Below are 26,677 nucleotides of genomic sequence, written 5' to 3' on the forward strand. Positions count from 1 at the left end.
TTTATATTGATTTTAGGATGTTTTCACAAATTATTGGTTTGCATGTACAGTTTTTGAGGCTACTATTAGGTATAAAAGCTACTCTGGATTGATTCTGGCATCAATGGAGGGATTATGAAACGAATTGCCATCCTGACCGGCGGTGGAGATGCGCCCGGTCTTAATGCGGTTATTCGGGCTGTGGTAAAGACAGCCGCCAATCAGTACAACTGTGAGGTGATGGGTGTTAAAGATGGTTTTGACGGTTTCCTGGGTGATTATGGCATCTTTCCCCTCGACCAGGCGGCTGTGCGGGGAATTCTTCCACGCGGTGGAACAATTCTCGGATCAGCCAATCGCGGCAATCCCTTTGCCCGCAAAGTGATCCGTTCCGGGCGTGAAGTGGTGGAAGATGTATCTCAGAAAATCAAAGACAACATCAACGATCTAAAACTGGATGCCCTCATTGTGGTGGGCGGTGATGGTACATTGCGCATCGCCCGAGAATTATTCCCTCTGGGTGTTCCTGTGATTGGTGTGCCAAAGACAATAGATAACGACATCGGCGGCACGGAATGTACCTTCGGGTTCGATACAGCTCTGAATATCGCCACCGATGCCCTGGACCGCCTGCACACAACCGCCGAAGCTCATCATCGGGTAATGGTTCTTGAATTGATGGGCAGAGACGCCGGTTTTATTGCCTTGAGCGCCGGTATGGCTGGTGGAGCGGATGTAATCCTTATTCCTGAGATTCCCTTCACCATGGAATACATCAACGAAAAGATCATGAATCGTACAAAACGGGGTACACATTTCAGCATTGTTGCCGTGGCTGAAGGTGCAAAACGCCAGGGCGGTGAAATTGTTGTCAGCCGTATGGGAGATGAGGTTTACACACCCCGCCTGGGAGGTATCGGTGTTCGCGTTGCCGATGAAATCACCCGACTGACAAAGATAGAAAGCCGGGTCATTATTCTGGGGCATTTACAGCGGGGAGGCTCTCCCACCGCTTTCGATCGTGATCTGGCAACCCGTTTTGGTGCAGCGGCCGTCCGACTGGCAGCCAGCGGCGGATTTGGTCGTATGGTTGCCCTGCAACAGGAAAAAATTGTTGATATTTCCCTGGACGATGCTCTTGCAATACCCAAACGTGTTGACATCAATGGCGATATGGTGTTGTCTGCCAGAGGGTTGGGGATTTCTTTCGGAGATGGTCCATCCTATTAACGAAGAGAACCCCCTTGCAGGGGTTCTCCCGTTCGCTGCGGTATCCTTTATCGTAAAACGAGGAGGGATGCCGCAGCGACACGTTTGGAACTCATACTGTCATTCATGTTAGGCACCACCTCCTCACGTTAGAATGGCAATGGGGGATGGATTATTGCTTATATGTAGTATTTCATAGATAAAGAACGGTGTCAAGTAAAAAACGTGTAAGTATAATGAGGGGATTATGTCAGATCGCCCTTTCTTAAAAAGGTTTAACCGTTCTACCTGGTTTGGCTTATTCTTTTTTTCGCTAATCCTTTCAGCATGGTTGTACTTCTCACCGCCTGGTTTGCTGGGAAAAGCAGATGCCATTGGCTACGCCGTCTGCCATCGCATCCATGCCCGTTCATTCGACCTCGGTGAACGTCAACTTCCTTTATGTGCCCGTTGTTCTGGTATGTATCTTGGTGCCTTCGTCGGCCTCTTATATCACTTCAAAACCGGACGCAAAGGCGGGTTTCCTCCCCGGAAGATTCTCTTTGCCCTTGGCTTCCTGCTGATTTTATTCGGTGTTGACGGTGTCAATTCATATGTCCATCTTCTCCCCAATTTCCCCGGATTATATGAGCCGAATAATATCTTCAGGTTGATCACCGGAACTGGAGTCGGGTTGGGGATGTCAATTATCTTGATGCCCATTGTTCATCAAAGTTTCTGGCAATTTTGGGATTCTGAACCGGCTGTAAAAAATTGGCGCGAATTGATTGGGCTGCTGATCGGTGCTTTGATCACATCTAGCCTGATGTTGACAGAGAATCCCCTGCTTCTGTATCCTCTGGCACTCGCCTCGGCTTTTACGGTTTTAGCCATCCTTGGACTGATCTATACAATTGTCTGGGTCATGATCTTGAAAAAGGAGAATGCTTTTTCTACAACAGGTGACCTGATTGGCTACCTGTTTCTCGGATTTGGCACGGCAATTTTGCAGATACTGGTGATCGATTTAGCTCGATTGATTATTACCGGAACCTGGAATGGATTCAACTTTTTATAAAATTTCTCGTATAGTATATATAGGAGAATGGAGGAATAATGGAACTAATTAATGTTTTTTCAGCTTTTGGACTTTCAGCCAGCGCCGGGCTGAATGCATACATCCCATTGCTGACCATTTCACTTCTGGCAAAATTTACCAAATTAATCCAGCTGCGTGAACCCTGGAACGTATTGACGGATTGGTGGATCATCGGTATCCTGGTTTTTCTGTCATTAATTGAGTTCTTTGCCGATAAAGTCCCGGCAGTAAATCATGTAAACGATATTATTCAGACGTTTGTCCGCCCGGCTGCCGGCGCTATTGCTTTTGCAGCCAGCGCCAATATTGTCTCTGATATTCATCCGGTACTCTCCCTGGGTATGGGTCTCCTGATCGCGGGTGCAGTACACACCGCCAAAGCCGGTTTGCTTCGACCGGCTGTCACTGCCACTACGGGCGGCACCGCAAATGTAGCTGTCTCCATGGCTGAAGACTTTGTGTCCTTTGGCATCTCAGTTCTTTCTGTAGTGATCCCGGTTGTCATTGCCGCCATTATTATTCTGGTCACTGCCTGGATAATTTTCCGCTGGCGGCATAGTTCAGACGGCAAGTCGCGCTCAGCCGCATAATTTTGTAGAATAGAAATACGTATACCGATTGGAGAAACCATTCATGAGCACATCATCATATCCACGTTCCCCGGCAGTTACTGAAACCAGTGGATGGGCTATTTTCAGTTTGATCGCTGGTTTATTGGGCTGGGCAGGCGTCTTTGGCATTGGTGGAGTGGCCGCCATTATCGCCGGTCATATTGCCAAGAATCAGATCCACAACAGCGGAGGGCGCGTGGGTGGTGATGGACTTGCTACAGCCGGATTGGTTTTGGGTTATTTAAATGTCGGCTTTATGATTGCCGGCGGCTGCTTTGCTCTACTGGTCTTTGGTGGTTTGATCAGTATGCCATTATTCTGTGTCCCATTCATGAATGGGATGTAATACTATCCAGAGGAGAAACCCATGCAAGATTCACCCAATTCAATACCTGTTCCAGAATCACCCGATTTACCTCCACCGATTCCACCGGAAAAGAAAAAATCTAATAAGACCTGGATCATTGTTCTTGTAGTCGTTATTGTCCTGTGCTGTCTGTGTTCGTGCGTCGGTATTGGCATTTATCTGTGGAACAACGGCGATCAGATCATGCAGAGTATTCAGACCAGTATGATGATTCCTGCCCTGGTCTGATCCGAAATTATCATTTCTCTACAAAGAAACCGGGAGTTCACTGAAACAAATTCCCGGTTTTTGCTTATTAATTCAATATGAATGGTATTTTCATGATCCGCTGTAATTCGGCCAGAGCCTGCCAGGCTCGGGATGTATCGACCTCATTGAGTTTCAATTCAGCAAACTCATCTTCATCCAGCACCAATTGCCGGCCGTCTGGATAGACCAGCAAATCCAAAGCAAGATCTACATAACTGACCACACCATCTTCAAATACAGCCGGGTAAGTCACATTGCAATACCAGCCTTTTAAAACATCGGTATCACAATCATGAATTTCAAAGATGTTATACCAGCGATCATTGAAATATTTCTCTACAAAGCGGTCGCCTTCACGCAAAAGAATGCCGTGAAAAAGCTTGTCCGGTCGGTTGAAGTAGGCTTCTAATAAAACGCTTTCTGGCGTCCGGGATATCACCTTTCCGTCGTACCGCCAGGTTTCTTGATGATCGGTATTAAATTTTAAGACCAGAACGGTCTCCGGTTCTAATTCAGACATTGTATTTCACCAATGGGATACTCAATACGAATATTTTCACCAGTATTAAATTGCGTTTGAGACACAAAACGCAGGCTGGGGCCATTTGTTTTTATGGATAGTCTATATTTTCCTTCCAAAAAAATAGTTTCAGTTACCTGCCCGGTAATGAGCATATAACTGCCTTCATTCTCTTCCGGATTTTTCTCGAGGGAAATTCTCATTCCCGGAACTTCGGGAAGGAGCAACAAATGCAATTCCCTTTCTGTAGATACACCGGATCCAACAGCAAATGGGATTTCGCCAAATTGCGTGGAAATTGTATCAGATTTGCCGCCATTCTTTTCTGCAAGAATAATGTTCCCCAGGCCGAGGAATTCTGCCACCCATAAAGATACCGGATGCCGGTATACCTGTTCAGGCGAACCCACCTGTTCTATTTTTCCACTGTTCAACATAATCAACCGGTCTGCAATGGAAAAAGCCTCTTCCTGATCATGCGTTACATACACCACCGGAATACAGGCTGTTCGGACAATCTGACGCAAATCATCCAATAACGTTTGCTTTAAGGTACGGTCCAAGGCTCCCAGAGGTTCATCCAGCATTAACAATTTGGGATGCGGAGCCAGAGCCCGTGCCAGGGCAATGCGTTGTTGTTCGCCGCCTGAAAGATCCGTCACTTTACGGTTGGCAAATCCAGTCAGGTGTACCAAGTCCAACATCTCACCTGTCCGTTTTTTGATTTCACGGTCATCCAGATTTTGCATCCGCAGACCAAAGGCCACATTCTGTTCCACACTACGATGTGGAAAAAGTGCATAATCCTGGAACATCAAACCAAATCCCCGCTGGTGAACAGGGACATCTGACATATCCCGCCCGTCCCATAATACCTGGCCGCCTTCGGCATTTTCAAGGCCGGCAATAATTCGCAACAGGGTACTTTTGCCACTACCCGACCGCCCCAGCAGACAGACTGTCTCGCCTGAATCTACCGTGAATGAGACTCCCCTTAAGAGGGGAGCATTATCGTAGGATTTTTCGATTTGTTTGACTTCCAGAGTCATTTTGGATACCTGATTTTCAAGGATTATTCGAAAGAAAAGACCTTCATCCGTTCCATGGATAATATCCCGGTCAGGCAAACAACCATGAGGAAGGTGGCCATAGCCATAGCCTGACCATAATTTAATGCGCCCGGCTGTGAGAGGAAACGGAAGATGGCTACAGGCAATGTTGGCATTTCTGGCCGTGCCAGAAATGTGGTTGCACCAAATTCACCGAGAGATATTGTAAACGAGAAGATGGCCGCTACCAGAGCGCTCCGCGCCATGATTGGCCAATCAACTTCCAACCAGATACGCATCGGGTTCGCTCCGAGTGTGGCAGCCGCCTGTCGCAAAGAATCTGGAATAGAAGCAAGTGCCGGCGCAATGGTCCGAATCACAAAAGGAAGCGCTACCAGGCTGTGGGCAATGGGGATAAACAGGGTGAAGCTGCGCACGTCCAAAGGCGGTCGGTTAAAAACCAGCAGGTATCCCAATCCAAGTGTGACAGCTGATGTTCCCAGCGGGAGCATCAACAGGGTGTCCATAAAACGGGTCAATTTATTCCTGCGCCTTAAAGCCAATGAAGCCAGAGCTCCCAGTATTCCTGAGATAACCACAGTTTCCGCCGCATATACGACAGAATTCAAAGCGGCTTTTACCGGAGGCACATAAAAAATGGATTGTCGTCGGTTGATAAACAGCTCACGGTAATAATCCAGAGTCAACCCGGTATTAATGGCAGTACGTTGACCACGTTCCGCTTCAAGCCGGGTGACAGACCGGGCTGCCAGAGAGGTCAGGGGCAGAACGAACAAGATTACCAGACCAATGACCAGTAGTATGAGTAACAGTTTTTGACGGAAATTGGCCGCTTTCATGTGCCCGGCTGCCTGCATTCGGGGAACCAGCGGGATTTGTACCGCTTTATTAATACGAGAATAGGCGGCGCCGATCATAATCGTGCAGACCAGTTGGATGATCGAGATGATGCTTGCCATAGGCAGGTTCAAACGCTGCAATGCCTGGTAATACACCTCGGTTTCCAGTGTGGAAAAACCGGGTCCACCCAGCATGAGGATCACACCAAAGCTGGTGAAATCAAACATGAAAACCAGCACAGACGATGCCAGAATGGATGGAAGCAAGAGCGGGAGGGTGATTTCCGTCAAAGCTTTGAACGGCGAAGCCCCCAGCACACGGGCGGCTTCCGGCAAGCGTGAATCCATCTTCTCCCAGGCGCTGCCGGTGACTCGTATGATTACGGCTGTGTTGTAAAACACATGTGCCAGTAAAATGGCTGCCAGCGAATTGACAATGTTTATCACCGGAGTGTCAGTTCCTGTCAAAGCCATCCACCCCAGGTTGAACCACCCACGCGGCCCATACAGGGAATTAATAGCCGCTGCCGCCACCACTGTTGGAAGGATGAATGGGAGGGTCGTCATTCCCTTTAAGACTGATTTGAGTGGGAATTCATAATGGGTAAAGAGGTAGGCAGCCGGTAATCCCACCAACAGCGTCAAAATAGTAGACAGAATAGCCTGCCAGAGTGTGAATCCGAGCGGTTGGAACACCCGTTGCCAGTTTATTGAGGAATCAACGGCCGCTTCCCAGGATTCGAGGAATACCGCTGCCAGTGGATAGAAGTAGAAGAATAATAGAAAGGCTGCCGGAGCAGCCCATAACAAAGCCGTCTGAAGGTTTTCTCGATGAAGCAGACGACTTTCCATATGAGTTTGCTTCCGAGAAGATCCAACAGTTACCGGATTGGTTCGAATTTCATTCTGGAGGGCAGGCTCATCCCCTGCCCTCTCAGAAAAAGCTGCATTTTTTAATCTCACTTGATAACGGTCTTCTCCCAATCTTCAATCCATTCTTCCCGATTGTTGGCGATATCAATAGGGTTCACGGCAGCCGGTTTTTCAGGCACCTGGTTGTATTTCACAAATTCTTCCGGGAGCGTAGCTTTCTTGTTGGCCGGGAACACAAACATTTGTAAGGGAATATCATTCTGGAATTCGGTGCTCAGCATAAAATCGACAAACTTTTCTGCCAGGGCACGTTTGGTTGTTCCTTTGAGAATTCCTACAAACTCAATTTGACGGAAGCACATATTCTTCCCAACAAGAGAAGCTGTAGGGGCATCTTGAGGTTTGGGATCAGCGTAAACCACCTCAACAGCCGGACTGGTGCCGTATGAAACCACCATTGGTCGAGGACCTTTACCGGTGGAACCACTGAATTGGGTATAGTATGCCGATTCCCAATCATTCACTACCAGCAGATCATTATTTTTCAACGACTTCCAGTAATCCAGGTAGGTATCCACACCGAATTCGTTGATGGTGGCGAGCATGAAAGCCAATCCTGGTGAACTGGTTGCCGGATTTTCAATTACCAGCAAGCCTTTATATTCAGGTTTGGTGAGATCCAGCAGCGATTGAGGCAATGCCAGTTTTTTATCAGCGAAATAAGCCTTGTCGTAATTAATACAGACGTCACCATAATCCACAGGCAAAAGCAGGTTGTTTTTTGAAAGCTTCAAATCATCGGGAATATCTGCTAAATTGGGCGAGGCATAGCTTTCCAGAATTCCGCCGGATTCAGCGCGCGAAAAGAAAGTGTTATCTACTCCGTAGATGACATCAGCCAGAGGTGAATCTTTAGAAAGGATCGCCCGGTTGACTGTGGCACCGGCATCGCCGCCTTTGATAAAACTTAATTTGACATTGTTCTGTTTTTCAAAAGCCGTAATTACACCTTCACTGGCGGAAAAGGAATCATGTGTCAGGATGGTAAGGGTTTCAGGTGCCCCCTGTGAAGCCGGTGCTGGTTCCGTCTGAGTCGGCGCAGACGTTGCAGCAGGAACTTCTGTGGCAGTTGATTGAGTCGGTTCAACCGGCGCAACTGTGTCAGAAAGTGCAGTTGTGGGCGCAACCGTGGGTGCAGGCGCAGCCGTTGTACAGGCAGAAAACGCCAGAACGGCTATGACCATGGGGAATATAATTTTCTTCATTTCAACTCCTCTACTTTGTAACCGGCATTATTTGCCGGGTATGAATGCAAATCAATTTTCCACGGGAAATAGTTACCTTTGCATGCCGTGAAAGCATGACATTACTTATCCCCCTGGTTTGATCGGGGAATAGTTTCTCATAGACCAGCGGATATTTCATCTCTTCTGTTTTCACATCATAGACCGGCTCGCCAACAGGCAATAACGAAACCACATCACCCGGAGAACCGGTGATTTCAGCCGATGAAGCGATCAGAAATACTTCTTCACGCCCATCATCCAGACGGCAGTTGATTTCCTGCAAGGCCGGCTGCATCAACAGGAATATATTCCCCAGAGTCTGGTCGAGCCGACCGCCAAGTGCGGCAGTAATAATGATTTCCAAACATCCTGCTTCAACGGCATACTGAATGGCCAATTGCAGGTCGGTTTCATTTTTATCAACTGGAAACTTAAGTACCTGCGTTCCCTGTTCCCGGGCTTTTTCCACATCCAACGGAGTGACAGAATCCAGGTCGCCTATCAACACAGAAGGCATCACCCCTAATGCAAAGAGGTGGCGCAGCCCTCCATCTGCCGCAATGCATAGATCCCCGGCTCGTAATAATTGCCTCAGACTGTTGAGATCAGTGATTTCACCGTTTGCAAAAATGACAGCTCTCTGGTTCGTCAAAAAAACACCCTCCGCCGGGGGAGGGTGCTGGATTAACTCGCGTGTGCCTCCCTACGCCGGCATTACCCGGATCAGGTTCAGCGGGTCGAGGACTTTGCGTCCTCCTCTCAGCCTGGAAATTTCAGGCTCCCCGTAATCAATGTATCTTTATCTTACTCCGAATCTGTCGTATTGACAAATCCCTGTACAAATGAACAACCTACAGACTGATATTTTTTTAAAAACTCAACTTTTTGGAAACCAGGGGAAGAATGCACTGGTCTTTTCCATGTATTCCCGGTAACCGGGCTTTTTCTCTGCCAGGGTTCGTTCCAGCAGGGCCACTCCGGAAATTTTTATCAGCAGGAAGGTCATCATTGCCGGGCTGAAAACAGTCCACCAACCTCCAGTTCCGAGAGCCATCACATACCATCCCCACCATTGGAATGAATCTCCAAAATAATTCGGGTGACGGGTGTATTTCCAAAAACCTGACTGCAGGATTTTTCCTTTGTTTCCCGAATCCGCCCTGAATTTAGCCAGCTGATAATCACCCCCGGCTTCAAAACAAAACCCGATGATCCATGCCAGTACGCCTGCCCCATCAAGAAACGTCAGACCTGCCGGGGTCGGTGATGAGACGATATAAACAAGCGGCCAGCTTATGATCCACGCCAGCACCCCTTGAAGAAGAAAAACCTGGAAAAAGCTGCGCCAAACCCAGGTACGCCCATATTGTTGCCGCCAGGCGGCATAACGAAAGTCCTCTCCCTTCCCATGGTTGCGCCAGAAAACATACCCGCCCAATCGTAACCCCCATAGTGAAACCGTGGTTAAGACAATCCATTGACGCAATCCGGGGTGGAATTGGGAAACAGAAAACGAAACCCAGACAATCAGAACAAAGAACGGTCCCCAGAAGATATCGATGATGCTGCTGTTTTTGACAATCAGACTGACAATCCATAACAGGGTAATCACAAAAAGAATAGCCAGACCCGATAAGAACCAGGAATTAAGCATACAATTTGCCTTTCTTTTCTCTGTCTTGTCTTTTGGGGATTTCTATCCCACTCAGTGATGAATAAAACTCAATCTTATTATTCCCACTGATGGACAAAAAAACAATAAAAAATACAACATCTCCCGTACAATGGTTCTTGAACGGGAGATAATTAAATGTGTCAGATATTTATACCGGGGGAAAAATTAGATCTTCGGTTTATAAAGGCCGTCGTGATTCACGCCCAGCATTCCAGCCTGATACGACAACTCATCCACTCGGTTCAGTTTTTGAGCCACATTCTTGGGAATAAGAGATACCTTGCGTCGGTGTTTCAAGATTTTCTCAATTACGTCAGCGCCGGAATCATCCGCCATCCAGTTTTTCGAATCCAGAATCTGTAAATCCAGAGGAATGGTGTAATACCGCAGAGATTTGACTCCGTCGATATTGAAATAATCCTCAAAATAAGACATGGCCAGTTCGCGCAGCGAACGGAATACCGGTTCGCGCAGACGCAACCCATTGAAGTTGGATTTTGCCACGGCACCCCACAGGCCGTCTTGTTGATAGACTGCCAGCACATGGTCATCATCTAGTCCGGCTTCTGACTGCAAATCAATCAAAATAGGTGGATACCCTAGAAAACGAAGACCCAGGGCGGCAAATAAACCTCCATCGAGACAATGCGCCAGACGGTCCTTGATTACAGTTACCGGGCATCGATTCCGGTCTTCAGGGCTGTAAGGAGTGGCATCGAGGTATGCCTGCACATCTGCCGGAGTTTTGAACGTATTAAATATATCCGATACATTTGAAGGAAGGGAATGTGAAAATGTGTTCAATTGTCTATCCAACTGGAATTTTTACAATTTCCGTATTATAACGTGAGATACATTATCATAATAATTGAAACAAAGATTTTTCATGAGGTGGGGATGATTTCGACACTTTTACAACTGGGAGCCGGTGGTTTGTTGATGGTAGCCGGTAAAAAATTGTACTGGGTTGTGGTCGGCCTGTGTGGTGCCATTGCCGGGTTGTTTATTTCAGAATTCTTTTTCCACCCTCAAACCTTGGGAGAACGTGCCCTGGTGGCTGTAGGTATCGGCGCCGCATTTGCCGTTCTCGCACTGGTCTTGCAGCGCATTATGATCAGCGTCGCCGGATTCATTGCCGGGGGGTACCTGGGGGTTTCGTTGGTCAAAACATTAAATATCGGTGTTGAAAGCTGGGATTGGGTTATTTTTCTGCTGGGCGGCCTGATCGGGATTTTGATTGTGCATTTTCTTTTTGAGTTGTCTCTGGTGATCATCTCCAGTTTTGCGGGGGCGTCTTTAATCACCCGGGCAATCAATCTTGAAGGTGCTGCTGGATTGATCGTACTGCTTGTGCTAATCCTGGCCGGTATTGTTATCCAATCGGGTCAAAACAAGCCCAAAGCAGCCCCGCCCGCTCCTCCAGCGAAATGACAGAGTAACAACGTATGGATACATCCACTCCTACACAAATCACAATTACCCCAATCACCATGCAGCTTCTTTTGGTGATTGCCATCATTTTCGGGGCAGCTGCACTCGTATCCATATTTGGCGGCATGCTGGCCCGCCGGATGGTCTCATTAAGCCGCCTGGCACCAGAAAAACGGCGTCCATCGATCGAACGCACCCGAACATTGAAATCTCTGCTTTCCAGCGGGATCACATTCACAGCGTTTTTCCTAGCTGTCATGGTCTCTCTTTCGTTGTTTATTCCCGTTTCCACCCTCATCTGGATACTCGGTTTGTTCAGTGCGGCATTTGGTTTTGGGGCCAAACCATTTGTCAGTGATCTTTTGGCGGGAATGGGTTTTATCTTCAACGTTACCTTTGATATTGGCGAAAAAGTGGAATTCCTTATTCCTCCTGAAAATATTCAGGGGGTGGTCGAAGAGATCAACCTGACCACCACACTGGTGCGGTCCCCCACCGGTGAAATGTACACCCTTCCAAACGGCGAAATTCGCATTGTGCGGAATTTTAGCCGGGGCAAATTCTCGAATGCGAACATCAGTCTGTTTGTGATGCCGCAGGATGTGGGTCGGGCAACAGACGTTTTGAAAGCATTAAGTGCAGAGATTTTCTCTGAGATGAACGATCTTCTGGAACCATACCAGGTAGTCGGCTCGACCAACCTGAGCGGCAGCAAAGTAGAAATCATTGTGGCGGCCAAGGCGGCCTTCGGCAAGGCGGCTGATCTGCGTCTTAAGTTGATGCACCGAATTCAAGAACGATTCAGTACAGAAAAAATTGAGCTGGCCGGATGACCGACCTGTATCCTCCTTCCGGTAGCCTGCTGGGAAAATACCGCGTGATGGAATGCATTGGTCACGGAGGGATGGCGGAAGTCTACCGGGGCCGGCATGAGAAACTGAATCGCGATGTGGCTATTAAAGTGCTGCATTCGTCACTGACGGATGACCCGGCCTTTATTGCCCGTTTTGAACGTGAAGCCCGCTTGTCGGCTTCACTCCGTCATCCCGGGATCGTTCAGGTCTATGATTTTGACACACAGGGAGATAGTCTCTTCCTTGTGATGGAATATATCCGTGGTGGAACGCTTAAACAGACCCTGGAAGCGCTGCGAGCTTCTGGAAAATACATGCCGTTTGATCAGGTCGGTCGAATTTTAAAACAAATAGCCAGCGCATTGGATTACGCCCATACACAGGGGATGTTGCACCGCGACTTGAAACCGGCCAATATTCTGGTTGACAATTCCAATGTGGTTTTCCTAACGGATTTCGGTATATCACGCATGGTGGATGAGGCAGAAATCACCCGCACCGGTTCCATTCTGGGAACCCCGGCTTATATGTCTCCGGAACAATGTGAGGGGAAAACGCTGACCTTTGCCAGCGATCTGTATTCACTGGGGATAATTCTGTATGAAATGTTAACAGGAGCAGTCCCTTTTGACGCGGAATCACCTCTTGCGGTTCTGCAGAAACAGATTGCTGCACCTTTACCAGACCCACGAACCATCCGGTCAGACTTGCCGGAAAGCATGGTTTTATTACTGAAAAAGGCACTGACCAAAAACCCGGCAGACCGGTTCTCCACGGCATCAGAAATGTCTAGAAATTTCATGAACATCATCCAACCGGTTCAATCATCAAGACCACCCGGCCCAGTGGGAAAGATTGGAGATTCAGGGAAGGAATCCAACCGGCAGACCCGCTCAACCCCGTCAGTTAAACAGACTATCAACAGGGAAACCGGTTGGCTTCTGGCTATCGGACTGGTGATTCTGTTAATTACCATGGCCGGTGGATTGATCTGGCTTTCCCGCCAATCCAATCAGGCCTCAATTAAACGATGCACCTCCCCGCAAACCTGCCAGACGGTGGCACGCCAGATGACCGAGGCTGGTCGGCCGTTGTTGGCTGTTGAAGCCTATGCGAAGGCATCTTCACTGGTTCCAGAAGACGAGCAGTCTGCCTGGGCCAAATTGAAATGCGACCAGGGTGATATCCTTACCCTGTTAAAAAGAAATGCGGAAGCCAAAAATCTCTACCGTGAATGTATTGCCTGGACCCACGACAATAAAGATTTGGAAAGTCTGCGAATATATGCCCGTCAGCAGATTCAAAAACTGAAATAAACCTCACAAAAATCCCATCAATTCTTCATCATTCCTTCACAACAGAACCGTATCATCCAATCATCAAATCGTTGAATCTTGTGAGGAGTGAAAAATGAGTATCTTTACCCGTAGAAATATAAAAACATCTTTCCTTGCCGCTATCTGGATAGCCATGCTGGGTATTATGATAGTTGCTTTACCGGTATCTGCCGCAGGTATTGAATCCAGTGATCTGCGCGGCGGCCCTGGAGGAAATGGAGGAACATCCAGACAGGGATCAGGTTCTTCCGGTATTCCATTGACCACTGAAGAGAAGGAAGGCCTTACGAAAGCAATTCTGGAAGAATACAAGGCATTCAATCTGTATCAGAGTGTCATTCAGCAATTAGGCTCCGTCATTCCTTTTGATCAAATTGCCGCTTCAGAACAACAACATATAACCGCTTTAATCAGACAGGCTGAAAAATACGGTGTCTCTGTTCCCAGTAATTCCGGATTGGATACTACGCCAGTTTTCTCGGACCAGGCATCCGCATGCCAGGCTGGAGTGAAGGCAGAAATAGAAGATGCTGCTCTGTACGACACATTGAAAAATATCACCAGCCATGATGATTTATTAAGGGTTTATTCAAATCTTCAGCAGGCCTCATTGCAGAATCATCTTGTTGCATTCCAGACCTGCGATTAAAACAGCTTATTTCACATATAGATAATAATCCAGGCAGGATCAAACATACGGTTGATCCTGCCTTTCTGTATTGTCAATTCTCTGCATACGCTATAATATGCCCAATACCGACCTGAAATACCCATTCCAACTTGACGAATGAGCATTCTACTTGACTTATGAAAACAATGCGCCGCTTTTTCCACGCTTTTCTTGTTGTGATTCTTCTGGTCATCACGGCTGTACTGACAATTCCCCAAAAAGTCTATGCGCAAAATGTCAACCCGGTGACCATCACTCTTATCTGGGGTAATGGCTGTCCACATTGCGCGGCCGAGCGGCCATTTTTGGCGAACTTGCAGAAGGCATATCCCAATCTGTCTATTCGCACCTATGAAGTTTGGTATGTTGAATCCAATATTCCCATCATGGAAAAATTAACCAAAGCCGCCGGATTTGAAGCATCTGGTGTGCCCATCACTTTCCTGGGAGATAAGTACTGGGTGGGGTATTCTGACAGTGTCGGTAAAGAAATCGAAGATACCGTCATCTATTGCTCCGCCAACCGCTGTAAAGATCTGGCGAAAGACACGCTGACAGAGGCAGAATTGGCAGCCGGTTTGCCGCTTACCCTGAAACCCGATGAGATAGCCTCTACAAACACAGAAGCAGTTCCAACCATAGACCCAGCTTCCAGTTCAGCCAAAGAAACAAATACGTCTGGCTCGAACGTTATCAACGTCCCATTAATGGGAGAGGTAAACCTGGAAAACCAATCTCTACCTATTGCTACCCTGTTGATTGGTTTTGTGGATGGCGTTAATCCCTGTTCGATCTGGGCGCTCACCATGCTTCTTGCCATCACATTACATACCGGATCACGAAAGAAAGTGATGATCATCGGTCTCGTCTTTATAACCGTCACGGCTGGTGTGTATGCACTTTTTATTCTGGGATTGTTCAGCGCGCTGACATTGTTAAGTTCTATGGAGTGGGTGCAGGCCATTGTCTCTATAGTTGCGCTGGTTTTTGCCCTGATCAACATCAAGGATTACTTCTGGTATAAAGAGGGCGTCTCACTGACCATTGCTGACGATAAAAAACCCGGACTTTTCCAGAAAATGCGCAAGGTTGTGGATGCCAGTGATTCCTTCTGGGGACTGGTGGGAGCGACCATCGTTCTGGCCGCCGGGGTTTCGCTGGTGGAATTTGCCTGTACCGCCGGTTTTCCGGTCATCTGGACAAACCTGTTATCTGCCCAGAAAGTGGCGCCTCTGGCATTCGCCCTGCTACTGCTTTTGTATCTCTTCATCTACCAGTTGGATGAATTAGGCATTTTTATGGCAGCCGTCATTAGCCTTAAATCAACCAAGATAGAAGAGAAACACGGCCGCATTTTGAAATTGATTGGCGGTACGTTGATGCTGGCGCTGGCCATTGCCATGCTCGTGGATCCGTTCATCATGAACAATCTGAACAGCTCGATGATTGTGTTTGGTGGAGCATTGGCGGCTACATTACTGATTCTGCTTCTCCACCGCAGAATATTACCCGCCTTCGGTATTTATATCGGTTCAGAAATGAAACCGACGGGAAAAGGCCATAAAAAACATTAATACACAAAAACCGGGAGTCAAAAAGCTCCCGGTTTTCTCGTTTAAAAAGTTTTATCAAGCAAATGAAAGGATTTGAACCTGCGGCAGCAGGTTTTCAATATCCTCTTTACGGCAATCAGCCGTGCCCAGCTGCATGCAGACGGCCGCCGCCATGGCTGTCCCTAACCGCAATCCATCTTCCAGCGGCCTTCCTTCAGAAAGTGCGGCAGCCAGCCCGGCCAGCATACCATCTCCTGCTCCTGCCGTTGAAACGACCTTAACCGGCAGAATGGGAATCTGGTAGGCGGCATCAGGCAAGATCGCCAGAGTGCCGTCCTGTCCGAGGGTGATAACCAGTGAACAGCCATATTCTTGCTGGATGTTCTTCCCTGCCGCATAGATTTCATCCAGTGATGTAAGGCTCCTGCCCACCAGTTCTTCCAGTTCAATCCGGTTCGGTTTGATAACCGTCGGCCTGCCAGAAAGACCAGCCCGCAAACTCTGGCCGCTGGCATCCAGAGCCACCGGTATGCTTTTCATCCGGGCTTCTTTCACCAGACGGGTATACAGGTCAAAGGGTACATCCGGCGGCAGAGTGCCTCCAACCACCACGCAGGAAGCCTGATCCAGGGCCCTGGAATACCGGGTTTCAAGGTCCACAACATGGCCGGGTTTAACGATTAAAGTGGGAACGGCAAAAGTTGACTGCCCGCTGCCGTCTTCCATCACAATAATGGTATGGACACGGGTTTCCCCTTCCACCCAGGTGAAATCAGTTTGAGCTCCCCGGTCTTGAAGCATCTGCTCCATTTGCCTGCCGGAAGCTCCCGCCGCAAATCCCAGCGTCAGACTGGGAATGCCATATTCCCCCAGTATCCAGGAGGCATCAGCTGCTTTACCCCCCATTCCAAGGGCAAATTTGGTCGCCCGGATGGTTTTATTTAATACAAATTCTGGAACAACCAGCGTCCGATCAATGCAGGTGTTTGGGTTTACAGATACGATCATACTTATTTCGGTGCCTGAGACGCCTTGAATGCCGCAATGGTTTCGGCGCATGCCTTATACATCTCTTCACCCGGGTCTACGTTGGCCGGGAACAGGCTGCGTGCCTGTAAAATCACACGGGCATTTCTGTCCAGGCGTTCTGTCACATCGAAACCGGTTTCAAGGTCTTTCGCCAGTACAAACAAACCGTGATAAACCGCCATCACAGCAGCCGCCGAAGCGCGAATCCTGTCACCCTGGTCGGCAAAATCGGCCAGTAGATTGGCGGCCAACCCGCCGGAATGCGCTGTAGCATAGCGGCTTACTTTGATGACCCCATATTTCTGAGTGGCTTCCACAACCGGCGGCATGGGTTTGTTGGCCGCACAAAAAACCATAATGTTTTGGGCATGCCCATGTACAACCGAGCCAGATTCAGGGTAGGTTTTCAAAAGAGCATAATGCACCTTGGCTTCCCGCGAGATATCCCCTTCACCTTCCAGTTTGTTCCCTTCCATGTCGGTAACCAATACCTGTTCGGGGCGCAGCCGCCACTGGTACTTGCTCCCGGCATAACGCGGTGTTATGCACACATGATCACCGGCACGAACAGATATATTTCCTCCGGCGGTATCCGTCAGTTTCCGGTCAAACATCAATTTTCCCAGTTCGGCAATTCTTTCACGAATTTCTTCATGCATAATTTTCATTCCTGCCTCCTAGGAAAGTATGGTCTTTTTAGAATCGCGATTCTGGTCAAGTTTGGTGATCAACGCTACCCGGTCGGCATGCCGGCCGCCTTCAAATTCAGCTTCGAGAAACTGGTCAACGATCATGCAGGCCAGTCCTTCTCCAACAACACGTGCGCCCATGGCCAGCATATTGGCATCATTGTGACGGCGTGACAGCACGGCTGTGTAGGGTTCACTGGCCAACACACAGCGAATACCGGGTACTTTGTTGGCCGTAATGGAAATACCGGCACCAGTTCCACAGATCGCCACGCCATATTTCGCATCACCATTAATAACGGCTTTGGCGACCTTTTCACCGTACACCGGATAATCAGCCCGCTCCGGAGAATATGTCCCCATATCCAGAACCTCATGTCCTGAATCAAGCAGATGCTTTTTCACAACTTCTTTAAGTGCAAATGCTGCGTGATCACTACCAATAGCAATTTTCATGAAAACCTACTCCTTGTTTTGTCATTTGCCATTCAATTATGTGAATTCAATTATACATCACAGGAATCAGAGTTACATCGGGCTGTTCAGGACGCACTTGAAATAGCCTGTTTCATAACTATTATATAAGTACGGCAAACAATGCAGAGGTTGAGTCTTGTTAGGCCTCTTACCAGAATACGGGAGGAAAAATGAAAATCACCCGCAAATTATGTCTGGTCATTGTTTTTTCCGGTTTGGCTCTGGCCTTTTCCTTTCAACCATCACCGATGATTCAATCGGAAACCCCTACTCCTGACACAACGACAACACCAGAAACACCTGTACCAATTGTAGAGATTAAAGTTGCCATTATGGCACCATTTTCAGGGAATATGGCTGTTTATGGGAAGTCATTGGTCAATGGTGTAATGATGGTTGTCAACGATTGGAACGATTCCCATGCAGAAAATGGATGGAAGATCGTTCCAGTCTATGCTGATACAAAGTGTGATCCCAAAACAACCATTTCTGAAGCCAATCGTCTGATCCATGAGGAAACCATCACCTACTTTATCGGCGATGTCTGTTCTGAGGCTTCTGTTGCACTCGCTGACATACTTGATCAATCAGGGGCGTTGCAGATCAGTCCGGCTGCCTCGTCACCCATGTTGACGATTGATTCCGATGGCAATGGAAGAAGGTTTGTATTCCGCACCTGTTACCTTGACAGGTATCAGGCTCAAGCAATGGCTCGCTATCTGGTATTGAACGGGTTTAAAAAAGCCGTCATTCTGGCAAACAGCGATGATATGTATTCCTACGAACTGGCCGAGGCTTTTGCCAACACCTATACAGGAGAAGGCGGAACAATCCTGATGAATTCATTAGGGATCAGTGCTGATAAGGATTTTTCAGGTATCCTGACCAGAGTTCGAGACCTTAATCCAGATGTAATCTATCTGCCGATGTGGAGCAAACAATTAAACCTGGTAGCCAGTCAGATCCAAACGGCCGGAATCAAGGCTCAACTGGCGGGTCCTGATTCATGGGAAGATAGAAATTTGATCAAGAGTGTGGTTGAGAAAGGCTTGTATTCCACGAATTTTTCAATAAACAATCCACGGCCAGAAGCAGTTGAATTTGTGAAAACATACCAACTAAAGACAGGGAAACGCCCCGATATGATAGCTGCCCTGGGGTATGATACAGCTTCCCTGTTACTGACCGCTTTTGATAACGTCGGGAAGAACAATGTGGTCAAAGTAAGAGATGCATTGGAAGAATTGGAATTGACCGGAGTTACAGGAATGATACGGTTTGATGATTTCCATAACCCCAAAAAGCCCGTGGTGATATCACAATACAATTATGGCCGGTCTTTGTTCGTAACCGAAGTTCCTCCGAAAGATTAAAAAGCCGGGATAAATCCCGGCCTGATGAATTATTCTGAATATTCTTTGATCATTTCTTCTTTTTGATTTCGAAACCCAACCGGCGTAGAAAATCTGGATCATCACGCCAGCCTTTTGCCACTTTGACACGCAGTTCAAGGAATATTGAGCGGTCACCCATTTTTTCCATCTCAACCCGGGCGCTGGTTCCAATGCGTTTCAACATTTCTGCACCCTGGCCGATGACGATGCCCTTCTGTGATTCACGCTCCACAAACAGCGTGGCAGCCACATAGGTTTTGCCATCCTCCCGTTCTTTGAATTCGTCTACGCGCACAGCCAGGGCATGCGGCACTTCTTCACGCAGGTGTTTTAATGCCGCTTCACGGATGAGGTCAGCAGCAATTTCCCGTTCGTACAGATCGGTGATTTCATCTTCGTCATAATATGGAGGATGAACCGGCAGCAGATCGGAAATAACAGCCAGAAGTTCATCCACACCTTCTTTTGTTGTCGCAGAAACCAGCACAGGGCGGGCATCGGGTAATAATGACTGGTATCGTTCCAGTACGGCCGGTCTATTCTCTTCCAGCACACGATCAATTTTGTTGACGATCAGTACCAGTTTTTTCCGGCGTTTCCCCTGGATTAATAAATCGCGGGCTTGAAGGTCATCTCCTGAAGGTTCAGCCGATCCATCGACCACCCAGGCGATCACGTCAACATCTGAGATGATTTCTTCGGCGGTCTGATTCAAGGCTTCACCCAGCTTGTGATGTTGAAGGTGGATGCCGGGGGCATCCACAAAGATCAATTGCGATTGTGGTAGTGTGAGAATGCCGAGCTGGCGCCGGCGGGTGGTCTGAGGTTTTGGAGAGACCGCCGCAATCTTTTGTCCCATGATGGTATTCACTAATGTTGACTTGCCCACATTGGGGCGGCCCGCCAAAGCGATATATCCGGCTTTATAATTTAGAGTATCCTGGTTCATTTTCTCTTAATGAATCTTTCATTTTATTTTTATGAAATTGTTAGACCAGCGTAGGTTAAGCGTAGGGTAATCGTCAAGCGGTACCGGGCGGCGATGGGTATATTAAATATCAAAGGGCGACTTCTCTTCTTCTTCTCCTCCTTATGTACGTGCCGGGGTCGGCGTCCCCGGCACGTACCGATTCTATCACTCGTTACTCGTATTTCAGCTTCTTTATGATACACTTTGGGGTATATTGTATTTATTCGTCATAATTTCCCTCTGGAGGAATCTCAATGACAGACAAGCGTCCCGTCTATCCTATTGATATTGCCGGTGTTCACCGCGATCTACCGCTGTTTGAAGTCAAACCAGGCTTAAAAATCGCCATCCTTAATATCCTCGGCGATACCGAACTGGTACAGGCCTGTGCAAAAGAATTGGCCAAGAAGTTGGCGACCCTGAACTATGAAATTCTGGTCACTGCCGAAACCAAAAGCATCCCACTGGCTTATTCCCTTTCCATTGAAACGGGCAAGCCGTACGTGATCCTCCGCAAGAGTTACAAACCGTATATGGGTAAGGCGCTTTCTGCTGAAACACTTTCCATCACCACTGGTCAGCCGCAGACTCTGTATCTGGATGAAAAAGACCTGCGCCTGTTGGATGGAAAATCTGTTGTGATTGTGGATGATGTGATCAGCACCGGTTCCACCCTTCAGGGAATGCGTCTGCTGATGGAAAAAGCCAACGCCAACGTTGCCGCCGAAGCAGCCATCCTCACCGAAGGCGAACGCGCCAAATGGAATCAGATCGTTTCTCTGGGGCATCTGCCGGTTTTCTCTGATTGATTTTCATTGTATAAAATCAAAAACTCCTGCCATTTTGCAGTTCATTTTCTGGCAGGAGTTTTATATTTCTTTATCGGTAATGCATACCTGTTTATAGGCATTAGCAAGTTTCCGCTTTCGTTGATGATCCAGTGTCTTGAGCGAACGTTCTCGTTTTAAAGCAGCAGAAAGGCTTTCAACCTCTTCAATATAGACCAACTTTACCGGTCGGCGGGTGCTGGTATAGCGCGCCCCTCGCCCGGCATTGTGGGTTCTTGTCCGGCGTTCTGGATCAGTGCTCCACCCGGTGTAGTACGTGCCGTCAGAACATTCAACAATATAACAGAAGAAAGCCATCAGGCAGAAACCTTACTTTTTCTTTTGTGGAAGACTGATCCCCAGAAGTTTTTTCCAGATCCCTGCCGACTTGACCTCATCATCACCCTTTCCCTTGCCATCCCAACTGCCTTCAATACGTTGTTTTACCCAGGCATCGTGATCTTCCAGGGTTTTCTGAAGAGATTTCTCCAGAACCGCCGCCTCGTCAGATTGAATTTCTTCTTGAAGCCGGTCAATCTGCTCGCGCAGCATTTCCAGCATCCGCAGAGTGTTTTCGCGCTGATATGTAATTTCCTGTGACGCCAATTTCCCTACCGGGAACATCCCAAGAATTTGCGCCGCCTGCCAGAAGACAGGTCCGGTAATTTTGCGGGCATCCTTCCAGCCAGGCTGACCGGTGATGCTTCTCAGGTACAACAGCATGGCCAGCCGGGGGAATAAATCTATCTGAGAAAGCAGGCCATCGGCTTCCAGAGGATCCGAGAACATGACGGTGGAACCAAGGATTTCAGATAGCATTTCCACCTGCTGAATGGCCTGTTCACCGGTTCCGCTTGGGGTGGAAACCAGCACAAGACCTTCTCTAAAAAGGTCCGCCGTGGGATCATCATTCGATAGGCAGTTTCCCTGGATAGACGGAGTGGCATTGACCACAGTACGGTGGGCAGGTAAATGGGCAGCCGCCCATTCGCAGACGGCATTGTGAGCGGCGGAAAGGTTCACCAGAACCGCATCATCTTTTAATTCGGGCATTAATTCATCCAGCCAGGCGATCACATCACCTGCCGGAACATTCAATAAAACAACGTCGGCATTTCGGACAGATGGATGAAGATCTGCCTCTGTTTTATCCACGGCTTTCAACCGGGCAGCTTCATCACGGCGGAAGGCTTCAAAGTCAAAACCTGTACATACGAATCCGTCGTCTGCCTTTTTCAATGCCAGTCCCAGTGAAATGCCAACTCGATCCAATCCGATTATGGTAAATGTTGTGTCCATAGTTTTATCCTACAAACAATTGAAGTAAGCCGCGGATGATGGGTGTCATGATCAAACTGATCAGGTCAAGACCCAGGTATGGCAGAGCAAAAACTACGACCAGCAGGATCATCGGGCCATAAGGGCGAAGCCGTTCAAATGATGGAAGGGCACTGGAAGGCAGTAAATACTCCAGCACCTTCTCACCATCCAGCGGAGAAACCGGGATCACGTTAAAAATCGCCAAAGACAGATTTATCACAATGAATTCGAGTAAAAAATAAAATGGCGTGGGGAAAAGAATGTTTTGAACCGGTGAGTAGGGCACCAGACGAAAACGCAGCGGAAGGGCTGCCACAAAGGCTAATAACAGGTTGGAAATCGGCCCGGCCAGAGATACCCACATCACAGAAGACCGTGATCGACTCTTTAAAACATACGGATTGATGGGAACCGGCTTGGCCCAGCCAAAACCAGCCACCAGAAGCAACATGGAACCCATCACATCCAGGTGAGCCAGCGGATTTAACGTCAACCGGCCATGCAGTCGTGGCGTATCATCGCCATATGCATTAGCCACAAAGGCATGCGAAAATTCATGCACGGTAAAAGCAATTACCAGTGTGACAATTCTGGAAAGAATTGTAGCCAGATTCATGTTTAACATGACAGTTGGAGGATTATAACATGCGGGGGTAGAGTATAATTTTTTGCGTGTTGCCTGATATAAATCTTGAAGATGTCGTCCGGCTCCGCAAAGCCCATCCTTGCGGAAGTTTTGAGTGGAAGATCATCCGCCTGGGGGCAGATATCGGTCTGGAATGCTGCATCTGCAAACGGAAAATTATCCTTCCACGTCGTGAGCTGGCCAGACGCTTAAAAAAACATATACCGAAAGAATCCGATGCAAATTCGTCAACCTGAAATACCTCATATTGTTTTCCTGTTTTCCGATACCGGCGGCGGGCACCGCAGTGCTTCAGAAGCCATCATTGAAGCCATCGAATTGGAATTCCCCAACCAGATCACCTATGAAATGGTTGACCTGTTCCGCGATTATGCTCCTCCACCTTTGAACAAAGCCCCTGAAATATATCCGCCGCTATCTCGTATCCCGGCCGCCTGGAGCTTTGGGTATCGTCAAACCAACAGCCCCCGACGTATTCGCAATATTAACAATGTAGCGTGGCCGTATATCCGCCGGTCGATCTACCGCTTGATGGAAGAACATCCCTGTGATTTGATTGTCAGCGTGCACCCATTAATGAACACACCTGTGCTGCGCACCCTGCGCAACCGGCGCAACCCATTTATCACGGTTGTTACAGATATGGTTTCGACGCATGCCGCCTGGTATGACAACCGGGCAGATTTAATCATCGTTCCCACAAACATTGCACGAGAAAATGGAATTGAATTTGGTATCGATCCCGAAAAAATCAAAGTGGTTGGACTGCCAGTAGCGGATAAATTCTGCCATATGAAAGAAGATTCTCAGGAAATCCGCCAACGTCTCGGCTGGCCGACTGATCTTCCGGTAATTCTCTTGATCGGTGGAGGGGAAGGGATGGGCCCGTTGGAAAAGACAGCCCATGCCATCAATGATGCCCACCTGAATGCTGCCCTGGTCATCATCGCCGGACGCAACCGGGATTTGAAAGACCGGTTGGAAAAGCATAACTGGAATATGCCGGTCACGATCTATGGATTTGTCAAGAATATGCCAGATTTAATGCAGGCTTCCAATGTACTGGTCACCAAAGCCGGTCCAGGCACCATTAGCGAGGCATGTATCGCCGGTCTTCCAATCATCCTGTACAGTAAGATGCCCGGCCAGGAAGATGGTAATGTAGATTATGTCGTTAACGAAGGAGCGGGCGTCTGGGCGCCGGAACCAGAAATGGTGGTGCAAACCCTGCAAAAGTGGTTGCGAGAACCCGAACTGCGCTGGCAGACTGCCTCCGCCTGCCGCCGGATTGCCCGACCACAGGCCGCCCGCGAAATTGCCCGCATTCTGGCAGCCCGGGTGGGGATTACCCATCCTGAATAAAGGACGGCACAAATGCCGATTATGGATACTCATAATTTTGAATTCTTCAGCCGCAGCCCCGAACAAACCCGCCGACTGGGGACCCGGATAGGTTCATTGCTTTTACCGGGCGACCTGATCTGTATGAGCGGTGATCTGGGTGCCGGAAAAACCACGCTGGTTCAGGGAATTGCCCGTGGTTGGAATTCGGTGGATACGGTTTCCAGTCCCACCTTTGTTCTTGTGAATGAGTATCACCGCAAGTCTGGAGAGACCCTGTATCACATGGACGCTTACAGGCTTGAGAATGCGGCTGAAGCATTTGATCTTGATCTTGATCGGATGCTGGAACAGGGTGCCCTGATGATCGAATGGGCCGAACGCATCAAGGATGCCCTGCCGCATAATGCACTCTGGATTAATATGACCTGGATGGCTGATGAACAACGCGGCCTGTTATTCACCGCCTATGGTGAACGCAGCCAGGTTTTAATGGATCAATTTAAGAAGAAAGTAGTAGGAGCCTGATATGCTCTTGGCTGTAGATACATCCACACAGACACTGGGTCTGGCTTTATATGATGGGAATCGAATACCGGCAGAAAGCCTGTGGCAAAGTCAGGCCCGCCATACCGTAGAACTGGCTCCGGCGGTTGACCGGATGCTCAAGCAGAATCATAACACTCCATCAGACCTGACTGGTCTCGCAGTGGCTACCGGGCCTGGTTCATTCACCAGCCTGCGGGTCGGATTGGCTTTCGTCAAAGGTCTGGCACTGGCATTAAAGATCCCGGTGGCAGGTATCCCATCATTGGATGCTCTGGCTGCTGCACAACCGCCCTCAGACCTGCCAATGGCGGCCGTTTTGCCAGCCGGGCGAACCCGTCTGGCGGTTTGCTGGTATGATTACAAAGAAAATGGGTGGACATTTACGGGTGACATGAAAGTTCAGACTGCGCAAGACCTGTGCGACGAAATCCATCAACCGTCTCTCATTTGCGGTGAGCTGACTGCCGAAGAACGGCAGATCCTTTCGCGCAAATGGAAAAACGTACACCTGTGTTCTCCCGCGCAGGGTTTGCGCCGACCGTCTGTTCTGGCTGAACTCGGTTGGAAAAAATTGGAAGACAATCAGTCTGACGACCCGGTCACCCTGGCTCCCATTTATCTGCATGTGAATGAGGTAATTGCCTGATGAATCCCATTCCTGAGGACTTCGAAATGCGTCCCATGACGCTGGATGATCTTCCCCAGGTTTACCGGATAGAGCTGGATTCATTTACCCTGCCCTGGCCTTTCAATTCGTATGTCTATGAATTGACGGGGAGTCATGTATCACGGTGTTTTGTAGCCGCCACAAAAGATACCGGCGATCGTAAAAAGATCCTTGGAATGATCGTGATTTATCTAATCGAAGATGAAGCCCATGTAGCCACGTTTGCCGTGCATAAAGACTACCGCAGAAATGGCATCGGCTGGCGTCTTTTGCTGCATTCTCTGCGAGAAACCTGCCGGGAAGGTGCCACACATGCCATGCTCGAAGTGCGTGCGGGCAATTTATCTGCTATTGATCTGTATAAAAAGTTCAGCTTTGTACAGGTAGGTATTCGCAAGAATTATTATGTGGATAATCACGAAGACGCATTGCTGATGGATATGAATGAGTTAACATTAGATAACCTGTCTGCCATCGAAGCACGATTCCTGGCTTCAGGTATTGACCAGGCCGGTGGAGGTTCGCATGACGCCTGCTGATACATTGGCTCAGATAGCCCATCAAATATCAATCTGCCAGCAATGTGTTTTACATTCCACGAGGAAACTGCCTGTACCCGGCGAGGGACCTTCTAATGCGCAGATCATGCTGATCGGCGAAGGACCTGGATTCTATGAAAATGAACAGGGGCGTCCTTTTGTGGGTGCCGCCGGCAATTTTCTCAGTGAATTGCTGGCCAGGGCCGGCCTGACCCGTGAAGAAGTCTTCATCACCAATGTGGTAAAATGCCGTCCGCCTGATAACAGGGATCCACTTCCCGAAGAATTAGCCGCCTGCCGCGACTATCTCGAAAGCCAGATAGCCGCCATAAACCCGAAGGTTATCGTCACACTTGGCCGGTTTTCAATGGCCATTTTCTTTCCGCGGGCACGCATTGGAGCCGTTCACGGACAGGCCAGCAAAGTAAATGGACGAATTATCGTTCCCATGTACCATCCGGCTGCCGCTTTACATCAACCGGCATTAAAATCTACGGTTGAACGTGATTTTTTACATCTGGCAGAATCGATCAAACAGAATGTCCCTGCCCGACCTGTTACGCAGGCTCCGGCAGCCCAGTCTGAAGATCCAGCCGATTCTGCTACACAACTCAGTCTTTTCTAAGAG

The 26,677-nt window shown here is 48.5% G+C and carries 32 protein-coding genes and 1 riboswitch; of the genes, 18 read left to right on the forward strand and 14 right to left on the reverse strand.

Annotated elements, in window-relative coordinates; translation table 11 throughout:
• The first annotated feature begins 114 nt into the window (after positions 1 to 114).
• The 5 genes from LTAR_RS09865 (at position 115) to LTAR_RS09885 (ending at position 3,472) form a co-directional block, all read left to right on the forward strand.
• On the forward strand, positions 115 to 1,209 hold the full coding sequence (locus LTAR_RS09865) for a 6-phosphofructokinase (protein ID WP_062422076.1): 1,095 nt from the start codon (positions 115 to 117) through the stop codon (positions 1,207 to 1,209).
• A gap of 226 nt (positions 1,210 to 1,435) precedes the next feature.
• Complete coding sequence (locus tag LTAR_RS09870; protein WP_062422077.1) at positions 1,436 to 2,245, forward strand: DUF2085 domain-containing protein; 810 nt, start codon at positions 1,436 to 1,438, stop codon at positions 2,243 to 2,245.
• A gap of 38 nt (positions 2,246 to 2,283) precedes the next feature.
• Positions 2,284 to 2,856, forward strand: a complete 573-nt coding sequence (locus LTAR_RS09875; protein WP_062422078.1) for a DUF4126 domain-containing protein — start codon at positions 2,284 to 2,286, stop codon at positions 2,854 to 2,856.
• A 43-nt stretch (positions 2,857 to 2,899) separates the two neighbouring features.
• On the forward strand, positions 2,900 to 3,223 hold the full coding sequence (locus LTAR_RS09880; RefSeq protein ID WP_062422079.1) for a DUF4190 domain-containing protein: 324 nt from the start codon (positions 2,900 to 2,902) through the stop codon (positions 3,221 to 3,223).
• A 21-nt stretch (positions 3,224 to 3,244) separates the two neighbouring features.
• Positions 3,245 to 3,472, forward strand: coding sequence for a hypothetical protein (locus tag LTAR_RS09885; RefSeq protein WP_062422080.1), 228 nt, complete (start codon positions 3,245 to 3,247; stop codon positions 3,470 to 3,472).
• A 67-nt stretch (positions 3,473 to 3,539) separates the two neighbouring features.
• Here the strand turns inward: LTAR_RS09885 and LTAR_RS09890 are convergent, their stop codons facing one another.
• The 7 genes from LTAR_RS09890 to LTAR_RS09915 all read right to left on the reverse strand — a co-directional run bounded on the left by LTAR_RS09890 (position 3,540) and on the right by LTAR_RS09915 (position 10,560).
• Positions 3,540 to 4,013 carry a ribonuclease FAU-1 family protein gene (locus LTAR_RS09890; protein ID WP_062422081.1) on the reverse strand — a complete coding sequence of 158 codons (474 nt, stop codon included), beginning with the start codon at positions 4,011 to 4,013 and terminating at the stop codon, positions 3,540 to 3,542.
• Positions 4,001 to 5,140 (reverse strand): ABC transporter ATP-binding protein, encoded by a 1,140-nt coding sequence (locus tag LTAR_RS09895; protein ID WP_139044491.1) that lies wholly within the window; start codon positions 5,138 to 5,140, stop codon positions 4,001 to 4,003. The genes LTAR_RS09890 and LTAR_RS09895 overlap by 13 nt, the downstream gene beginning before the upstream one ends.
• Positions 5,086 to 6,885 (reverse strand): ABC transporter permease, encoded by a 1,800-nt coding sequence (locus LTAR_RS09900; protein WP_062422083.1) that lies wholly within the window; start codon positions 6,883 to 6,885, stop codon positions 5,086 to 5,088. Before LTAR_RS09900 ends, LTAR_RS09895 begins: the two co-directional genes overlap by 55 nt.
• Entirely contained in the window at positions 6,882 to 8,060 is a 1,179-nt protein-coding gene (locus tag LTAR_RS09905; protein WP_062422084.1) for a thiamine ABC transporter substrate-binding protein, read from the reverse strand. Before LTAR_RS09905 ends, LTAR_RS09900 begins: the two co-directional genes overlap by 4 nt.
• Positions 8,061 to 8,070: 10 nt before the next feature.
• On the reverse strand, positions 8,071 to 8,733 hold the full coding sequence (locus LTAR_RS16890) for a thiamine diphosphokinase (RefSeq protein WP_158423422.1): 663 nt from the start codon (positions 8,731 to 8,733) through the stop codon (positions 8,071 to 8,073).
• A gap of 31 nt (positions 8,734 to 8,764) precedes the next feature.
• Positions 8,765 to 8,876, reverse strand: a riboswitch (TPP riboswitch).
• Between the two features lie 82 nt (positions 8,877 to 8,958).
• A complete protein-coding gene (locus LTAR_RS09910; RefSeq protein WP_062422085.1) occupies positions 8,959 to 9,735 on the reverse strand; it encodes a DUF1295 domain-containing protein in 777 nt (258 codons plus the stop codon).
• A gap of 186 nt (positions 9,736 to 9,921) precedes the next feature.
• The gene (locus LTAR_RS09915) at positions 9,922 to 10,560 is read right to left on the reverse strand and encodes a hypothetical protein (RefSeq protein ID WP_062422086.1); all 639 of its coding nucleotides are present in this window, start codon (positions 10,558 to 10,560) and stop codon (positions 9,922 to 9,924) included.
• A gap of 93 nt (positions 10,561 to 10,653) precedes the next feature.
• Here LTAR_RS09915 and LTAR_RS09920 point away from each other — a divergent pair, with 93 nt between their 5' ends.
• The 5 genes from LTAR_RS09920 to LTAR_RS09940 all read left to right on the forward strand — a co-directional run bounded on the left by LTAR_RS09920 (position 10,654) and on the right by LTAR_RS09940 (position 15,622).
• Positions 10,654 to 11,187: a hypothetical protein gene (locus tag LTAR_RS09920; protein WP_139044493.1), complete on the forward strand. Its 534-nt coding sequence runs from the start codon at positions 10,654 to 10,656 to the stop codon at positions 11,185 to 11,187.
• A 14-nt stretch (positions 11,188 to 11,201) separates the two neighbouring features.
• Positions 11,202 to 12,020, forward strand: coding sequence for a mechanosensitive ion channel family protein (locus LTAR_RS09925; protein ID WP_062422088.1), 819 nt, complete (start codon positions 11,202 to 11,204; stop codon positions 12,018 to 12,020).
• A complete protein-coding gene (locus tag LTAR_RS09930; protein ID WP_062422089.1) occupies positions 12,017 to 13,357 on the forward strand; it encodes a serine/threonine-protein kinase in 1,341 nt (446 codons plus the stop codon). Before LTAR_RS09925 ends, LTAR_RS09930 begins: the two co-directional genes overlap by 4 nt.
• Before the next feature lie 94 nt (positions 13,358 to 13,451).
• Complete coding sequence (locus LTAR_RS09935; protein WP_062422090.1) at positions 13,452 to 14,027, forward strand: ferritin-like domain-containing protein; 576 nt, start codon at positions 13,452 to 13,454, stop codon at positions 14,025 to 14,027.
• A gap of 158 nt (positions 14,028 to 14,185) precedes the next feature.
• Positions 14,186 to 15,622, forward strand: a complete 1,437-nt coding sequence (locus LTAR_RS09940) for a thioredoxin domain-containing protein (protein ID WP_062422091.1) — start codon at positions 14,186 to 14,188, stop codon at positions 15,620 to 15,622.
• Between the two features lie 54 nt (positions 15,623 to 15,676).
• Here the strand turns inward: LTAR_RS09940 and LTAR_RS09945 are convergent, their stop codons facing one another.
• The 3 genes from LTAR_RS09945 to rpiB are packed head-to-tail and all read right to left on the reverse strand — an operon-like array spanning position 15,677 to position 17,775.
• The gene (locus LTAR_RS09945) at positions 15,677 to 16,609 is read right to left on the reverse strand and encodes a 1-phosphofructokinase family hexose kinase (protein ID WP_062422092.1); all 933 of its coding nucleotides are present in this window, start codon (positions 16,607 to 16,609) and stop codon (positions 15,677 to 15,679) included.
• Positions 16,610 to 16,611: 2 nt separating this feature from the next.
• Positions 16,612 to 17,298, reverse strand: coding sequence for a class II aldolase/adducin family protein (locus LTAR_RS09950; RefSeq protein WP_062422093.1), 687 nt, complete (start codon positions 17,296 to 17,298; stop codon positions 16,612 to 16,614).
• Between the two features lie 9 nt (positions 17,299 to 17,307).
• Entirely contained in the window at positions 17,308 to 17,775 is a 468-nt protein-coding gene (rpiB, locus tag LTAR_RS09955; RefSeq protein ID WP_062422094.1) for a ribose 5-phosphate isomerase B, read from the reverse strand.
• 191 nt (positions 17,776 to 17,966) lie between these two features.
• Here rpiB and LTAR_RS09960 point away from each other — a divergent pair, with 191 nt between their 5' ends.
• Entirely contained in the window at positions 17,967 to 19,169 is a 1,203-nt protein-coding gene (locus LTAR_RS09960; RefSeq protein WP_062422095.1) for an ABC transporter substrate-binding protein, read from the forward strand.
• 49 nt (positions 19,170 to 19,218) lie between these two features.
• On the opposite strand, the gene era is transcribed toward LTAR_RS09960, so the two are convergent.
• Complete coding sequence (gene era / locus LTAR_RS09965) at positions 19,219 to 20,139, reverse strand: GTPase Era (protein WP_062422096.1); 921 nt, start codon at positions 20,137 to 20,139, stop codon at positions 19,219 to 19,221.
• Positions 20,140 to 20,414: 275 nt separating this feature from the next.
• Here era and LTAR_RS09970 point away from each other — a divergent pair, with 275 nt between their 5' ends.
• Complete coding sequence (locus LTAR_RS09970) at positions 20,415 to 20,969, forward strand: phosphoribosyltransferase family protein (protein ID WP_139044495.1); 555 nt, start codon at positions 20,415 to 20,417, stop codon at positions 20,967 to 20,969.
• A 60-nt stretch (positions 20,970 to 21,029) separates the two neighbouring features.
• On the opposite strand, the gene LTAR_RS09975 is transcribed toward LTAR_RS09970, so the two are convergent.
• From LTAR_RS09975 to LTAR_RS09985, 3 genes are read right to left on the reverse strand one after another with little or no spacing between them, the layout of a single operon-like run.
• Positions 21,030 to 21,305, reverse strand: coding sequence for a GIY-YIG nuclease family protein (locus tag LTAR_RS09975; RefSeq protein WP_062422098.1), 276 nt, complete (start codon positions 21,303 to 21,305; stop codon positions 21,030 to 21,032).
• Between the two features lie 12 nt (positions 21,306 to 21,317).
• A complete protein-coding gene (locus LTAR_RS09980; protein WP_062422099.1) occupies positions 21,318 to 22,286 on the reverse strand; it encodes a prephenate dehydrogenase/arogenate dehydrogenase family protein in 969 nt (322 codons plus the stop codon).
• A gap of 4 nt (positions 22,287 to 22,290) precedes the next feature.
• Positions 22,291 to 22,923 (reverse strand): site-2 protease family protein, encoded by a 633-nt coding sequence (locus LTAR_RS09985; protein WP_062422100.1) that lies wholly within the window; start codon positions 22,921 to 22,923, stop codon positions 22,291 to 22,293.
• A gap of 56 nt (positions 22,924 to 22,979) precedes the next feature.
• On the opposite strand from LTAR_RS09985, the gene LTAR_RS09990 reads away from it, so the two are divergent.
• Genes LTAR_RS09990 through LTAR_RS10015 form a run of 6 tightly spaced genes read left to right on the forward strand, consistent with a single transcriptional unit; the run spans position 22,980 to position 26,674 of the window.
• Entirely contained in the window at positions 22,980 to 23,189 is a 210-nt protein-coding gene (locus tag LTAR_RS09990) for a DUF951 domain-containing protein (RefSeq protein WP_236686599.1), read from the forward strand.
• Positions 23,170 to 24,315: an MGDG synthase family glycosyltransferase gene (locus LTAR_RS09995; protein ID WP_062422101.1), complete on the forward strand. Its 1,146-nt coding sequence runs from the start codon at positions 23,170 to 23,172 to the stop codon at positions 24,313 to 24,315. The genes LTAR_RS09990 and LTAR_RS09995 overlap by 20 nt, the downstream gene beginning before the upstream one ends.
• A 12-nt stretch (positions 24,316 to 24,327) precedes the next feature.
• Positions 24,328 to 24,822 (forward strand): tRNA (adenosine(37)-N6)-threonylcarbamoyltransferase complex ATPase subunit type 1 TsaE, encoded by a 495-nt coding sequence (gene tsaE / locus LTAR_RS10000; RefSeq protein WP_062422102.1) that lies wholly within the window; start codon positions 24,328 to 24,330, stop codon positions 24,820 to 24,822.
• Between the two features lies 1 nt (position 24,823).
• The gene (tsaB, locus tag LTAR_RS10005; protein ID WP_062422103.1) at positions 24,824 to 25,489 is read left to right on the forward strand and encodes a tRNA (adenosine(37)-N6)-threonylcarbamoyltransferase complex dimerization subunit type 1 TsaB; all 666 of its coding nucleotides are present in this window, start codon (positions 24,824 to 24,826) and stop codon (positions 25,487 to 25,489) included.
• On the forward strand, positions 25,489 to 26,049 hold the full coding sequence (gene rimI / locus LTAR_RS10010) for a ribosomal protein S18-alanine N-acetyltransferase (protein WP_062422104.1): 561 nt from the start codon (positions 25,489 to 25,491) through the stop codon (positions 26,047 to 26,049). The genes tsaB and rimI overlap by 1 nt, the downstream gene beginning before the upstream one ends.
• Entirely contained in the window at positions 26,036 to 26,674 is a 639-nt protein-coding gene (locus LTAR_RS10015; RefSeq protein ID WP_062422105.1) for a uracil-DNA glycosylase, read from the forward strand. Before rimI ends, LTAR_RS10015 begins: the two co-directional genes overlap by 14 nt.
• Positions 26,675 to 26,677: the final 3 nt, after the last annotated feature.

Origin of the sequence: Leptolinea tardivitalis (genome assembly GCF_001050275.1) — a bacterium.
GTDB classification, from domain to species: domain Bacteria; phylum Chloroflexota; class Anaerolineae; order Anaerolineales; family Anaerolineaceae; genus Leptolinea; species Leptolinea tardivitalis.

Coding starts and splice junctions, on each gene's coding strand:
- LTAR_RS09950 (WP_062422093.1), bottom strand. CDS start 17,298: ATGAAAATTATGCATGAAGAAATTCGTGAAAGAATTGCCGAACTGGGA.
- era (WP_062422096.1), bottom strand. CDS start 20,139: ATGAACCAGGATACTCTAAATTATAAAGCCGGATATATCGCTTTGGCG.
- LTAR_RS09970 (WP_139044495.1), top strand. CDS start 20,415: ATGACAGACAAGCGTCCCGTCTATCCTATTGATATTGCCGGTGTTCAC.
- LTAR_RS09945 (WP_062422092.1), bottom strand. CDS start 16,609: ATGATCGTATCTGTAAACCCAAACACCTGCATTGATCGGACGCTGGTT.
- LTAR_RS09870 (WP_062422077.1), top strand. CDS start 1,436: ATGTCAGATCGCCCTTTCTTAAAAAGGTTTAACCGTTCTACCTGGTTT.
- rimI (WP_062422104.1), top strand. CDS start 25,489: ATGAATCCCATTCCTGAGGACTTCGAAATGCGTCCCATGACGCTGGAT.
- LTAR_RS09905 (WP_062422084.1), bottom strand. CDS start 8,060: ATGAAGAAAATTATATTCCCCATGGTCATAGCCGTTCTGGCGTTTTCT.
- LTAR_RS09910 (WP_062422085.1), bottom strand. CDS start 9,735: ATGCTTAATTCCTGGTTCTTATCGGGTCTGGCTATTCTTTTTGTGATT.
- LTAR_RS09985 (WP_062422100.1), bottom strand. CDS start 22,923: ATGAATCTGGCTACAATTCTTTCCAGAATTGTCACACTGGTAATTGCT.
- LTAR_RS09995 (WP_062422101.1), top strand. CDS start 23,170: ATGCAAATTCGTCAACCTGAAATACCTCATATTGTTTTCCTGTTTTCC.
- tsaE (WP_062422102.1), top strand. CDS start 24,328: ATGCCGATTATGGATACTCATAATTTTGAATTCTTCAGCCGCAGCCCC.
- LTAR_RS09890 (WP_062422081.1), bottom strand. CDS start 4,013: ATGTCTGAATTAGAACCGGAGACCGTTCTGGTCTTAAAATTTAATACC.
- LTAR_RS09920 (WP_139044493.1), top strand. CDS start 10,654: ATGATTTCGACACTTTTACAACTGGGAGCCGGTGGTTTGTTGATGGTA.
- LTAR_RS09980 (WP_062422099.1), bottom strand. CDS start 22,286: ATGGACACAACATTTACCATAATCGGATTGGATCGAGTTGGCATTTCA.
- LTAR_RS09865 (WP_062422076.1), top strand. CDS start 115: ATGAAACGAATTGCCATCCTGACCGGCGGTGGAGATGCGCCCGGTCTT.
- LTAR_RS09875 (WP_062422078.1), top strand. CDS start 2,284: ATGGAACTAATTAATGTTTTTTCAGCTTTTGGACTTTCAGCCAGCGCC.
- LTAR_RS09935 (WP_062422090.1), top strand. CDS start 13,452: ATGAGTATCTTTACCCGTAGAAATATAAAAACATCTTTCCTTGCCGCT.
- tsaB (WP_062422103.1), top strand. CDS start 24,824: ATGCTCTTGGCTGTAGATACATCCACACAGACACTGGGTCTGGCTTTA.
- LTAR_RS09930 (WP_062422089.1), top strand. CDS start 12,017: ATGACCGACCTGTATCCTCCTTCCGGTAGCCTGCTGGGAAAATACCGC.
- LTAR_RS09940 (WP_062422091.1), top strand. CDS start 14,186: ATGAAAACAATGCGCCGCTTTTTCCACGCTTTTCTTGTTGTGATTCTT.
- LTAR_RS09885 (WP_062422080.1), top strand. CDS start 3,245: ATGCAAGATTCACCCAATTCAATACCTGTTCCAGAATCACCCGATTTA.
- LTAR_RS10015 (WP_062422105.1), top strand. CDS start 26,036: ATGACGCCTGCTGATACATTGGCTCAGATAGCCCATCAAATATCAATC.
- LTAR_RS09925 (WP_062422088.1), top strand. CDS start 11,202: ATGGATACATCCACTCCTACACAAATCACAATTACCCCAATCACCATG.
- rpiB (WP_062422094.1), bottom strand. CDS start 17,775: ATGAAAATTGCTATTGGTAGTGATCACGCAGCATTTGCACTTAAAGAA.
- LTAR_RS09880 (WP_062422079.1), top strand. CDS start 2,900: ATGAGCACATCATCATATCCACGTTCCCCGGCAGTTACTGAAACCAGT.
- LTAR_RS09960 (WP_062422095.1), top strand. CDS start 17,967: ATGAAAATCACCCGCAAATTATGTCTGGTCATTGTTTTTTCCGGTTTG.
- LTAR_RS09975 (WP_062422098.1), bottom strand. CDS start 21,305: ATGGCTTTCTTCTGTTATATTGTTGAATGTTCTGACGGCACGTACTAC.